We start from the raw sequence: 12451 nt of genomic DNA on the forward strand, positions 1-12451 counted from the left end.
CCGCGCCAGACTGCAGATGACTTCGATTCCGACGGCCCCATCAGCGGACTATGCGGAAAATCACACAGATGTCGACTTTACATGTGCGGAATTTCGCACAGAAGAGCGCAGCGTGATATCGGACAGCCTTGATAATGTAATTATTACAACATCTTGAGGCGCAAACACCGGTGACTTGCACGGAACTCGACGACCCTTCGATACTGATCGCAACGCCGCATCAGCTGGCGACAGTCTTGACCGGGGCCTCTTCGCCCCAAGGGAGGTCACTTGGGTCCCATCGCTCAGTCTGCGGGCACGCCTGGCGTGAAGCCGCCGTTTTATCGCAGCCTCTATTTTATCGTCATCATGGCGATCGTGTCAGGCGGGCTGATCGGCCACTTCTTCCCGGAGTTCGGACAGAGCCTGAAGCCGCTCGGGGACGCCTTCATCAAACTGGTCAAGATGATCATCGCCCCGGTGATCTTCCTGACCATCGTCACCGGCATGTCCGGCATGCGCGACCTCGGTCAGGTCGGACGCGTCGCCGCCAAGGCCTTCGGCTATTTCTTCGTCTTCTCGACCCTGGCGCTGATCATCGGCCTCATCGTCGGGAACGTCATCCAGCCCGGCCGAGGGCTGAATATCGATCCGGCCACGCTCGACCCCGCCGCCGTGTCGCAATATGCCAGTGCGGCCCATGAAACGACGGTCATCGGCTTCCTGACCGGCATCATCCCGGACACGCTGGTCAGTGCGTTTGTCACCGGCAACATCCTTCAGGTGCTGTTCGTCTCGATCCTGTTCGGGATCGCCATGGCCATCATCGGCGAGCCGGCCGCGCCGGTCCGCCGCGCGCTGGAGTCGCTGAGCCAGATCGTCTTCAAACTGGTCGCCATCCTGATGAAGGCCGCACCGATCGGGGCGTTCGGGGCCTTCGCCTTCACCATCGGGGCCTATGGCCTGGGTGCCATCGCCAGCCTCGCGGCCCTGATCGCCACCTTCTATCTGACATCCCTGATCTTCGTGATCGGGGTGCTGGGCCTCGTCTGCCTCGCCAACGGCTTCTCGATCTTCCGGCTGATCAGCTATCTGAAGGAAGAGCTGCTGCTGGTGCTCGGCACCTCGTCTTCCGAGGCGGCCCTGCCAAGCCTGATGCAGAAGCTCGAGGCTGCGGGAGCCCCGAAGTCCGTCGTCGGACTGGTCGTCCCCACCGGATATTCGTTCAATCTGGACGGCACCAACATCTACATGACGATGGCGGCCCTGTTCATCGCCCAGGCGATGAACATCGAGCTGAGCCTGCAGGACCAGGTGCTGCTGCTGCTCGTGGCCATGCTCAGTTCGAAAGGCGCGGCCGGGATCACCGGCGCAGGCTTCATCACCCTGGCGGCAACCCTCGCGGTCGTGCCCACGGTGCCGATCGCCGGCATGGCGCTGATCCTCGGCATCGACCGCTTCATGAGCGAATGCCGGGCCCTGACGAATTTTGTCGGCAATGCCGTGGCTACGCTCGTGGTGGCTCGCTGGGAGGGCGAGCTCGACCGCGACGCGCTGAACGCCGCCCTGGGTTCCGGCCCGAAGGCACTGGCCGCGCCGCCGGATGTCGCGGCGGGGCCCGGCGACAAGGACACTTTAGCGGTCGACTGAGAGCGACCGAATAACAAAGGGAGGGAAACGAAAATGAAAACGATCAAACGCCTGTCACTGCTGGGCGGAACGGCCCTGGTCGCCGTCCTGGCAAGCTCGGGTCTGGCTCTGGCCCAGACCGCGCCTCAGGATCCTGCGCCAGGGGATGAGGCAACGGTCGACGAGATCATCGTCGTCGGCTCCCAGATCCGGGGGGCCTCGACCACGGCCGCCCTGCCCGTGACGGTTCTCGGCCAGGAAGAGATTCTGGCCACGGGTGCCGTCAACGGCGACGATCTGCTCCGCAGCATTCCCCAGATGGGCGACGTCCTGTTCAGCCCGGCCAACAACGCCCAGACCTCGAACGCGGCGCGCGGTGATGTGAACTCGGTCAACCTGCGCTCGCTCGGCGTCGGCAATACGCTGGTGCTGCTGAACGGACGCCGGATCGTCCAGCACCCGACCAGCCAGGGCACGTCAGACACCGGCACCGTGCCGGTGCTCAGCTACAACTCCAATGCCATCCCGGTCTCGGGCCTCGATCGTCTGGAAGTGCTGCTCGACGGCGCGGCGGCCATCTATGGCGCGGATGCCGTGGCCGGGGTCGTCAACACCGTCCTCGAGACCGACTTCGACGGACTGCGCATGACCACCCAGTACGGCGGGGCCGAAAGCACGAACCTGCGCGAGTTCGACCTCGGCATCTTTGCCGGCAAGGATTTCGATCGCGGCAACATCTCGGCCTTCATCGACTACACCGACCGCACCGCGCTTCGGGCCGAGGATCAGAATTTCACGGAAACGGACAATCTGCGGCCCCTGTTTGCCAATGAGCCGGACTATGCCGACAGCCTGACGCCCGACTTCCGCAACACGCGCGGAGCCTGGGCCAATCTGGCGGTCGTCGGCGCGACCACCGCCATCCGGCGCGGCACCACCGCCCTGACCACCGCCGCCGGTGCCTTTCATATCCAGCCGACGGCCCTGGCCGGATGCCTGGTTCCCAATGGCGATGTCTGCCTCGGTTCGGGGGCCCTCAATTTCAACGGCGTTCAGCGCGAGCTCAGGTTCGATACCGCACCCGGCACCACCGTCCTGCCGGACACCCAGCGGCTCAATCTGTTCGTAAGCGGCCATTACGAACTGAACAATGACATCACGGCCTTCGGCGAGCTGGGCTGGTACCAGGCCGACACCCAGCGCATCCAGCCGCCAGTCATCAACCTCAACACCCTGACGATCCCGGCCCAGAACTACTGGAATCCGTTTGGTCCGGTGACGTTCGCCGATGGCCGCGCCAACCCCAACCGCATCACGGGCCTGACCAATGTGCCGGTCACGGGTCTTGCCGTCACCCTGAACCAGTACCGGTTCGTCGATGCCGGCTACCAGACGGTCGACGTGTCGAACTATCAGGCGCGGGCCCTGGGGGGGCTGCGTGGCGAATGGCGCGGTTTCGACTGGGAAACGGCATTGCTGTACTCCGAGGCCGAGGCAATCGATGAGTCCGATGCGGTCAACACCACCGCCCTGCAAGCCTCGCTCGCCCTGTCCACGCCGGACGCCTACAATCCGTTCAACGGGGGCTGCGTCGCCCAGACCAGCTTTGGCGACTGCACGCCCAGTTCACAGACCGCCCTGGATGCGATCACCTTCCGCCTGAAACGGGAGTCGCGCACCACGCTGACCCAGTATGACTTCAAGGTCTCGCGCCCCGACCTGTTCTCGCTTCCGGGCGGTGACGTCGGCGTGGCCTTCGGCTTCGAGGCCCGCAAGGAAACCCAGCGCGACGACCGCGATGCGAATCTGGACGGGTCCAACCCCTTCCGCGACTCGGTCACCGGTGCCGTGCAGCTGTCGAACGTCATCGCGGTCAGCCAGAATCCCGACACCTCGGGAGAGCGCACCGTCACCTCGGCCTATGTCGAGTTCGCCGTGCCACTGGTTTCGCCGGAGATGAACATCCCCCTGGTGCGGGCGCTGAACGTCCAGATCGCCGGTCGCGCCGAGCACTATTCGGACTTCGGCGACGTGGCCAAGCCGAAGATCGCCGCTTCGTGGGACATCTTCGACGGCCTGCGTCTGAGGGGTTCGTATTCGGAGGGCTTCCGGGCTCCTAACCTCGAACAGGTCAATACGGCGACCTATGGCCGCCTCTCGACCAACCCCGACTATATCCGCTGCGAGGCCGATCTGCGCGCCCGTCGCATCGCCACCTTCGGGGCCTGCTCGCGCGCCGTGGGGGCATCCCTGCTGGTGTCGGGCAACCCCGACCTCGAGCCGGAGGAAAGCACCAACACCAACTATGGCGTCGTCTTCCAGCCGCAGTTCCTGCCGGAGTACTGGGGTGACTTCACCTTCACCGTCGATCGCTGGCGCATCCAGCAGGAGAAGATCGTCGGCCTGTTTGGCGGTCGTAACGCTGTGGTCCAGGACTATCTGGACCGGGTCCAGGGTCGCTCCAATCCGCTGGTCACGCGCGCCCCGGTCAATGCCGACGACATCGCCCTGTTTGCCGGGACCGGGATCACGCCCGTGGGTGTGATCACCTCGATCAGCGACCGGTTCGTCAACCTGCTGCCCCAGGACGTGGAGGGTATGGACCTGGGTCTGAACTGGCGTCTGCGGAACACGCCACTGGGCAGCTTCCGCGTGAACTTGAACGCGGCCAAGCTGATCTCCTTCGGACGCGAGGGTGGACCGGCCGTCGATGCGCTGTATGAGGCCCGGGCGGCCGGCATCATCAATGCGGCCACGCCCCTGCCCGAAACCAGTGAACTGGTGGCCCAGAACGGCCGTCCGGAATGGCGCTTCTCCGGCTCGCTGACCTGGTCCGAGGGCCCCTGGCAGGTCGGCGCGTTCACCCAGTACATCAGCGCGGTCGACGACAACGACCTGCTGTCCGCGACGGGCACGCCATGGGAAGTCGACAGCCAGGTCACCGGCAATCTCTATGTCCAGTACGAATGGGAGGAGAATTTCGGTCTCGCCTCGGACGCCCGGATCCGTGTCGGCGCGCGCAACATCACCAATGAAGCGCCGCCCCTGTCCTCGACGGGCTATCTGGGATCGTTGTACCGGCCTTACGGTCGCTACTGGTATGTCACCGTCTCCAAGACGTTCTAGGGATGAGCCTGATGGCACGGACGGCAGGGCGGACAGCGACAGGCCTCGCAATCGCGGCGTTTATCGCAACCGCCTTGCCGTCCGTGGCAGGGGCGGTGAGCACCGAGCCGGTGCCGATCGACTGCCCGGCGTCCGTCGGGCCTTCGACACGCTGTTCGTCTGCGCAGGATGAAAACGGGGCCTGGGTCGTCATCGCGATCCCGGACAATTGGAACCGTCGCCTCATCGTCCATGCCCACGGCGGCCCTCGAACAGACGCGCCGAAGGCTTCGGACGGGCTCGATGATCTCGACCGCTTCGCCGTCATGGTGCGACAGGGCTACGCCTGGATCGGTTCGACCTATCGCCGGGGCGGATATGGCGTGCGGATGGCGGCCGAGGACACCGACAACAGCCGCAAGCTGTTCTGGGACCGGTTCGGTCGTCCGGAACGCACCCTGCTTCATGGCCAGTCCTGGGGAGGCAATGTCGCGGCCAAGGCGGCCGAGCTACACGCGCTCGATATTGACGGACGGCCGAACTACGACGGGGTTCTGCTGACCAATGGCGTGCTGTCCGGAGGGACACGGGCCTACGGCTTTCGGGCCGACCTGCGGGCGGTCTACCAGTTCTATTGCCAGAACCATCCCAGGCCCGACGAACCCGCCTACCCCCTGTGGCAGGGACTGCCGGTCGACAGCCCCCTGACCCGGGCCCAGCTCCGGCAGCGTGTCGAGGCCTGCACCGGGATCGATCGCCCGGCCGACCAGCGCACCTCGGATCAGGCTGGTCGGTTGCAGAACATCACCCGCGTCATCGGCATCGGGGAAGGCGAACTGGTCAGCCATCTGTCCTGGGCCACATTCCTGTTCCGGGACCTGGTCCAGCAGCGTCTGGGTGGCCGCAACCCGTTCGACAACAGCGCCACTGTCTACAGCGGCTCCTCGGATGACGTGGCCCTGAACGCGGGCGTTCAGCGGTTCACGGCTGATCCCGATGGCCTTGCCCGGCTGGCCTATGACGCCGATCTGTCCGGCCTGATCGTGGTGCCGACGGTCAGCCTACACGCGCTGCATGACCCGACGGTGTCGCATACGGTCGAGGCCATCTACCGGGAGACCGTCAGCCATGCGGGCCGCGAGCACCTGCTGCTTCAGGTCGCCAGCGACGAAAGCGAGCACAGCAGGCTGGCCGATAGTGGATACCTGGCCATCCTCGCGGGACTTGAATCCTGGCTGGATACAGGCGTGCGACCGGGCTTCGAGGACCTGCGCAGGACCTGCGAGAAGGCCGAAAGGGATCCGGCGGCGTGTCGGCTGACGGAGTCGGTACCGGCCGGACCGGGCGGTCGCTTTCAGGCGGCTCGTTAGCGGGGCCTAGCCGACCACCGACAACGGACCGCGGGCGACGGAGGACGCTTCCAGCCAGGGCGGACTGGGCATCGCCCGATGGGCGTCCGCCAGAGCCTGTGACCAGCGCTGGCCCAGTTCCCGGAAATAGGGATCATCGGCCGCAATCCGGCGCTGCTCGCCAAACAGGCCGTCGCGCGGGATCACCACCATGTCGAACGGCGGCCCGACGGCGATGTTGGAGCGAATGGTCGAGTCGAACGAAATCAGCCCCAGCTTCACAGCCTCGGACATCGGGGTGTCGGGCCGCAGGGCGCGGTCCAGAATGGGCTTGCCGTATTTCAGCTCGCCGATCTGGAGATAGGGGGTGTCCGCACCGCACTCGATGAAATTGCCCTGCGAATAGACAAGATAGAGCCTCAGCAGCCCGCCCCGGACCTGGCCGCCGATCAGCATCGACGCGCTGAGCTTCAGCGAGTCCGCCTCCAGCGAATCCGTCAGATCGTGCCGGACCTGGTTCAGGGCATGGCCGACCAGTTGCGCGGCGCGGAACATGGACGGCGCGGTCTCAAGGGTTTCAAGGCCCTCATGCCCGGGCATCTGGATGCCCTTTGCCACCATCGACAGCGCCATCTGGGTCACGGACAGGTTGCCGGCGGTCGCGATCGCGATGATGCGATCCCCCGGAATCTGGGTGATGTGAAGCTTCTTGTAGGAGGAAATGTTGTCGACACCCGCGTTCGTGCGTGTGTCGGCGATCATCGCCAGACCGTCATTCACCAGCATACCGACGCAATAGGTCATCAGCTCAGTCCGGGCTCCGCCCTCAAAGAACAGCGAACGCTAACAGATTCGCGCGGCGATCCAGTCACGACCAGCCCTGTCTCTGCTGTTGTTGCTGGTTCTGTTGCATCTGGCGCACACGCAGGGCCACGGTCATGGTCTCGCGCCCCCCGCCATAGCTCGTGCCCCGGATCGGCGAGGACCCCAGCGCGTCGAGTCCGGTCGCCACGCGCACATAGTGTTCGGTCGGACAGATGCCGTTCGCCGGATCGAAGCCGATCCATCCCAGGTCCTCGACCCAGCCCTCGGCCCAGGCATGGGCCGCATCCTGATTGATCACGCCATCCGAGCGATGCAGATGCCCCGAGACATAGCGGGCCGGAATGCCCATGCGGCGCGCGCAGGCGATGAAGATCTGGGCATGATCCTGGCAGACCCCCTGCTTCTGGGCGAAGGCCTCTGCGGCGGTATGGTCTACCGTCGTCGAGCCGACCATGAAGGCCACGCTCTCGTTGATCGCGCCCATGAGCCGGTGCAGGCGATCCAGAGGCTGCCCTTCGCCGATTTCGGCGGCAAAGGCGCGCATGTCGGCATCGGCCTGCGTCAGGGGCGTGCTGCGCAGAAAGACGAGGGGCGACAGGCGTTCAGGCGTGCCTTTCAGGACCCCGCCGGTGTTGACCGTCGCCACTTCACCGGTGACCCGCACCATCAGGGAGTCTGTGGGGCGTTCTGTGTACAGGGTGTGGACAATATTGCCGAAGGCATCCTCCGACCGCCTGAGCCGGGTGTCGACGTCGGTCTCGATCCGCCAGTCGCGGACCTGCTGGCCTTCGGTGGACCGTGGCGTCAGACGCAGGGACTGGACGATGAACCGCGCAGCGCGCGCATAGCCATATCGGGTTTCGTGATCGATCCGGATGCGCATGCGTCAGACCAGGTACTGATCGTGGATGGCACTGGCGAGGCCATTGTTCTCGCTGAGGAACGTCAGGATGTACTCGTGCAGGCCCGACTGGAAGATATCCTCGATGTTCGTCTCGTTGAACTGGGTCAGACGGGCGGAAGCGATGCGCTGCGCCGGCCCCCGCCGACCGTAATCCGTGGCCAGCTTGTCCAGATAGCTCACGATCATGCCCTGACAGCTGGCCAGCGATCGCGGCATCTGGCGGTTCAGCACCAGCAGGTCCGCCACCAGCCAGGGCCGGACGCTCTCGCGGTAGACCCAGCGATAGGCCGTCAGCGCCGACACTTCGCGCAACAGGGTCGTCCACTGGAAATAGTCCAGCTGGCCACCGACCCGCTCTCCGGCGGGCAGCAGCAGATGGTATTTCACGTCGAGCAGACGGGCCGTGTTGTCCGCGCGCTCGATCGCCCCGCCCAGCCTCAGGAACCAGTAGGCGTCGTTCCGGAGCATCGTCCGCGACGAGGCCCCCTCGAATGCCAGGGACACGCCCTTCACGAACTCCAGATACCGGACGAAATCATCGCGACGCGTCGGCTCGCCCAGCTCGGCCAGCCCGTTGTAGGCCCCGTTGATGGCTTCCCAGAGCTCGATGGTCAGGGCGGTCCGGACCGAGCGGGCATTGGTGCGCGCCGAGGTGATGCAGGCCTTGATCGAGGACATGTTGTCCGGCGCAAACGCCAGATATTCCCGCACCGACTTCTCGTTCGGCGTCCGGGCCGAGGCGGCGAAGGCCCCCGATACACCGGCCGACGCGATGGCACTGGCCCAGGCCGTTGCGGCCGCGCCATCGCGCGCCGGCAGGGCAGCCAGTCGCACGGCCGCCTCCAGAATACGGGCCAGGAAGTCGGCCCGCTCCATGTAGCGGCCGGTCCAGTACAGGCTCTCTGCAGTGCGGCTCAGCATCCCGGGGCCCGCCGGTTCATGGATGGTCTTGTCCTAGTCATCCAGCACCCAGGTATCCTTGGTCCCACCGCCCTGGCTGGAGTTCACCACCAGCGACCCCGGCTTCAGCGCCACCCGTGTCAGACCGCCCGGCGCAACCTGCACACCGCGCGGGCTCGACAGGACGAAGGGCCTGAGGTCGACGTGGCGCGGCGACAGGCCCCCGCCGCTGTCCAGCGTCGGTGCCGTGGACAGGGCCAGGGTCGGCTGGGCGATGAAGTCGTCGGGGTCGGCGATCAGCTTGGCGCGGAAATCCTCGATCTCGGCCTTGGTCGAAGCCGGGCCGACCAGCATGCCGTAGCCGCCGGAGCCGCCGACTTCCTTGACGACCAGCTGATCCAGCTTGGACAGGACTTCCTTCAGGGCCTCCGGCTCGCGGCAGCGCCAGGTCGGGACATTGCCGAGGATCGGGTCCCCGCCGCTGAAGAAGCGGATGATGTCCGGCATGTAGGTATAGACGGCCTTGTCATCGGCCACGCCCGTTCCGACGGCGTTCGACAGCGTCACATTGCCCGCCATATAGGCCGACATCAGGCCGGGAATGCCGACCGCCGAGTCCGGCCGGAAGGTCAGGGGATCGAGGAACTCGTCGTCGATCCGGCGATAGATGACATCGACCCGCTGCGGGCCCTCGGTCGTGCGCATGAAGACGATGTCGTCATTGACGAACAGGTCTCCGCCCTCGACCAGCTCCACGCCCAGCTTGTCGGCCAGGAAGCTGTGCTCATAGTAGGCCGAGTTGAACGGTCCGGGCGTCAGGACCACCAGCTTCGGGTCCGAGCCCGCATGGGCCGGGGCCGAGGCTCTCAGGCTGGCCAGCAGCATGTCGGTATAGGTCTCGACAGGGCGGATGCGGTGTTCGGCAAACAGGTCCGGAAACAGCCGCATCATCATCTCGCGGTTTTCCAGCATGTAGGAGACCCCCGAAGGCGTGCGGACATTGTCCTCCAGCACGAGAAAGCCGTCCTCACCGGTCCGGACGAGGTCGACGCCACTGATATGGGTCCAGATGTCGCCGGGCGGCCGCCGCCCCTGCATCTCGGGCCGGTAATGCGGGTTGGTGAAGATCAGGTCCGCGGGGACGATGCCCGCCTTGATGCATTCCTGGGCTCCGTAGATGTCCTTCAGGAAAGCGTTGATCGCGGACACGCGCTGCTTCAGCCCGCGCTCGAGCTCATTCCATTCCGCCGCGCCAATGATGCGGGGCACGACGTCGAAGGGGATGAGGCGTTCGTTGGACTCGACATCACCGTAGACGGCGAAGGTCACCCCCATGCGGCGGAAGAACAGTTCGGCCTGACGCGACCGGGACTGCAGCAGATCGGGCGGCGCGGATTCCAGCCACCGGGCCAGGGTCCGGTAGCTCTTGCGGACCGTTCCCGATCCGGTCGTGCCTGACATCTCGTCGAACGTGGCCCTGCTCCCTCAGCTTGTTGCCCAACGTGGACCGGGCCGAACGTCCCGCGCAACAGAAATGTTGCAATGCGGGACATTTGGGAAAAGGCGGCGGGTTTTCGGGACCGGACCGCGTGTGTGGAAACTAACGCGTGACCGTATCCGGCCGCATCGGAGCCAGCTTGGCCAGAAAGCGGTTCTGGGTGCGGAACGGCACGCCCTCCGCCGTCATCGCCGTCTGAAGATGTTCGACCAGCGCACCGAAATCTGCGGGCTGGAGCCCGATCTCGTCATGGGCATCGGCCATGCTGCGGCCCGTGTAGCGGCATCCACCATTCAGGATGTAGCAGAACTGCTCGCGCAGGGTCCGCCGGAGCCGCACCATGTCCGTGGCTACAAAGATTCCGGCCGTCCGGGGATCCGCCGCGCTGAGGTCCAGCATCTGGTCGACGATCCGCCCGACGCCTTCGCCCTCGTTGAAGGCGGCCCACATCGCCTGCCCCTCGAAGGGCGTTGCGCCGGCATTGGCGTCAGAAACCACATAGGGGTCGACCGGCTCCTCGCCGGGGACTGCATGGGCATCCTGGGCCAGCGCGGGGCCGGTCGTCACGGCCATCAGGGCAAACAGAAGGGCGATGCGCATGGTCAGAACCCGACCTGGAGAGAGAGATAAAGGCCACGCTGATCTTCGAAGGTCGCGATGGACCCGAGATCCACGTAAGCGGCTGTCAGCGAGACGTTCTTGCTGAAGGCATAGGCCGCAAACAGGTCAAACGCATCATCCTCTGCGGCAAAGCCGAGATTGTCAGGCTTGGTCCGGTACTCGGCCCCGACAAGCAGGTTCCGGGTCAGGAGATAGCCGACCGACCCCTCGAATCGCGGCGCATAATCGTCATTCCGGTCGCCGCCGAACCCCAGCAGGCCCGTCTGGTTGGCCTTGGTCCAGCGGACCGTGCCGTTCACCAGCAGGCTCTCGGAAAGGAACAGCTTGGTCGCCGCGACATAGACGTCCGTGCCTTCATCATCGCGCCCGCCGACGGCCGAGATCACGGCCCCCTGATCATTGGACTTGTGCTGAACACCGATGGAAACCTGCGGCAACCAGCTGGCCTGGCCATAGACGGCATCACCGACCAGCTTCACCTTCACGCCCACGACATCCTGGGTGAAGGTGAAGCCTTCGCCCAGACCCAGCAGCGCTCCGGTGCTGCCGGTGTCGAATTCCTGGCGCGCCACCGACAGCTCGACCCGGTCCCAGAGGCCGACGGCTGCACCGACAGACCGGAGCTCATAGTCGGGCAGGCTGACATAGGTCGCGTGCACATTGCCGCCGATCCCGTCCTCGGCTCCATAGCCCGTGGTCACGGCCCAGGTCGCCAGACCGCCCCCGCCGGCACCTTCGACACTGGAGACCCCGCCCGTCAGCAACAGCTTGCCGCCCGTGCGGGAGTCTGGAACCCAGTCGAATACCTGCGCGGCTGCGGGCCCAGCCAGCAAGCAGGCCAACAGACAGGGAAAGATCGAACGTATCACCGAGGCACCCACTTCATGCGTCATGAAGTTTGCTAACCGGTCATCGTTAACGTCCGTTAAAAAGGTCCGCACAACACGGGATCGCCATCTGGGCGACGTCCGTGTCCCTGGGCGGATTTACGGCAAGTTCACGGGTGAGCCTTAATGTGGGGCCATGAAGTTTCTTCTCGCCCTTTGCTCCATTCTTCTGATCGCTACGGCAAGCCACGCCGGTGACCTGTCGGTGAGCGTGCGCGACGCCGCCGGGCGACCGGTCAAGGATGCCGTCGTTACGGTACACCCGGCATCGGGCGTCCCCCGCGGCCCCATACGCTTCAGCTGGCCGCTTCGCATGACCCAGCAGGACATCCAGTTCGACCCCTATGTTCTGGTGGTTCCGGTGGGCGGCACGGTGTCCTTCCCGAACCTCGATCGGGTCCGGCATCAGGTCTATTCCTTCTCGCGGGGCAACCGCTTCGAGATCGAACTCTTCGGGCGGGATCAGACACGAACCCACACCTTCGCTTCGGTCGGGATCGCAGCGCTCGGCTGCAATATCCACGACCAGATGCTGGCTTATATCCGGGTCGTCGACACGCCCTGGGCGGCCAAGACCGGGACCAATGGTGACGTGACCCTGAGCGCGGTGCCGGCCGGAGGAGCCACGCTCAGGGTCTGGCATCCTCGTCTTGCCGGACGTGGCAACGAGGGCTCGCGCGCCATCACTGTGACCAGCAGCGCTGGCCGGCAGACGTTCACCGGCGATTTCTCTGCCCGGGCTTCGGTGCGTTAG

The 12451-nt window shown here is 65.3% G+C and carries 10 protein-coding genes; 4 read left to right on the forward strand and 6 right to left on the reverse strand.

Features of this window, described 5'->3' with window-relative positions; translation table 11 throughout:
* Positions 1-306 precede the first annotated feature (306 nt).
* Genes GGR13_RS00705 through GGR13_RS00715 form a run of 3 tightly spaced genes read left to right on the forward strand, consistent with a single transcriptional unit; the run spans position 307 to position 6083 of the window.
* Positions 307-1629 (forward strand): C4-dicarboxylate transporter DctA, encoded by a 1323-nt coding sequence (locus tag GGR13_RS00705; RefSeq protein WP_183211548.1) that lies wholly within the window; start codon positions 307-309, stop codon positions 1627-1629.
* Positions 1630-1662: 33 nt separating this feature from the next.
* On the forward strand, positions 1663-4734 hold the full coding sequence (locus GGR13_RS00710; RefSeq protein ID WP_183211549.1) for a TonB-dependent receptor plug domain-containing protein: 3072 nt from the start codon (positions 1663-1665) through the stop codon (positions 4732-4734).
* Between the two features lie 2 nt (positions 4735-4736).
* Positions 4737-6083: an alpha/beta hydrolase gene (locus tag GGR13_RS00715; RefSeq protein WP_183211550.1), complete on the forward strand. Its 1347-nt coding sequence runs from the start codon at positions 4737-4739 to the stop codon at positions 6081-6083.
* A gap of 6 nt (positions 6084-6089) precedes the next feature.
* Here GGR13_RS00715 and GGR13_RS00720 read toward each other — a convergent pair whose 3' ends face one another.
* The 6 genes from GGR13_RS00720 to GGR13_RS00745 form a co-directional block, all read right to left on the reverse strand.
* Positions 6090-6866 carry a proteasome-type protease gene (locus tag GGR13_RS00720; RefSeq protein WP_183211551.1) on the reverse strand — a complete coding sequence of 259 codons (777 nt, stop codon included), beginning with the start codon at positions 6864-6866 and terminating at the stop codon, positions 6090-6092.
* Positions 6867-6930: 64 nt separating this feature from the next.
* Positions 6931-7770 (reverse strand): transglutaminase family protein, encoded by an 840-nt coding sequence (locus tag GGR13_RS00725; RefSeq protein ID WP_183211552.1) that lies wholly within the window; start codon positions 7768-7770, stop codon positions 6931-6933.
* A gap of 3 nt (positions 7771-7773) precedes the next feature.
* On the reverse strand, positions 7774-8712 hold the full coding sequence (locus tag GGR13_RS00730; protein WP_183211553.1) for an alpha-E domain-containing protein: 939 nt from the start codon (positions 8710-8712) through the stop codon (positions 7774-7776).
* A 33-nt stretch (positions 8713-8745) separates the two neighbouring features.
* Complete coding sequence (locus GGR13_RS00735) at positions 8746-10152, reverse strand: circularly permuted type 2 ATP-grasp protein (RefSeq protein WP_183211554.1); 1407 nt, start codon at positions 10150-10152, stop codon at positions 8746-8748.
* 139 nt (positions 10153-10291) lie between these two features.
* Positions 10292-10789 carry a group I truncated hemoglobin gene (locus tag GGR13_RS00740; protein WP_183211555.1) on the reverse strand — a complete coding sequence of 166 codons (498 nt, stop codon included), beginning with the start codon at positions 10787-10789 and terminating at the stop codon, positions 10292-10294.
* A gap of 2 nt (positions 10790-10791) precedes the next feature.
* The gene (locus GGR13_RS00745) at positions 10792-11703 is read right to left on the reverse strand and encodes a DUF3034 family protein (RefSeq protein ID WP_183211556.1); all 912 of its coding nucleotides are present in this window, start codon (positions 11701-11703) and stop codon (positions 10792-10794) included.
* A 130-nt stretch (positions 11704-11833) separates the two neighbouring features.
* On the opposite strand from GGR13_RS00745, the gene GGR13_RS00750 reads away from it, so the two are divergent.
* Positions 11834-12451 carry a cupredoxin domain-containing protein gene (locus GGR13_RS00750; protein WP_183211557.1) on the forward strand — a complete coding sequence of 206 codons (618 nt, stop codon included), beginning with the start codon at positions 11834-11836 and terminating at the stop codon, positions 12449-12451.

It is taken from the genome of Brevundimonas variabilis (genome assembly GCF_014199945.1).
GTDB classification, from domain to species: Bacteria; Pseudomonadota; Alphaproteobacteria; order Caulobacterales; family Caulobacteraceae; genus Brevundimonas; species Brevundimonas variabilis.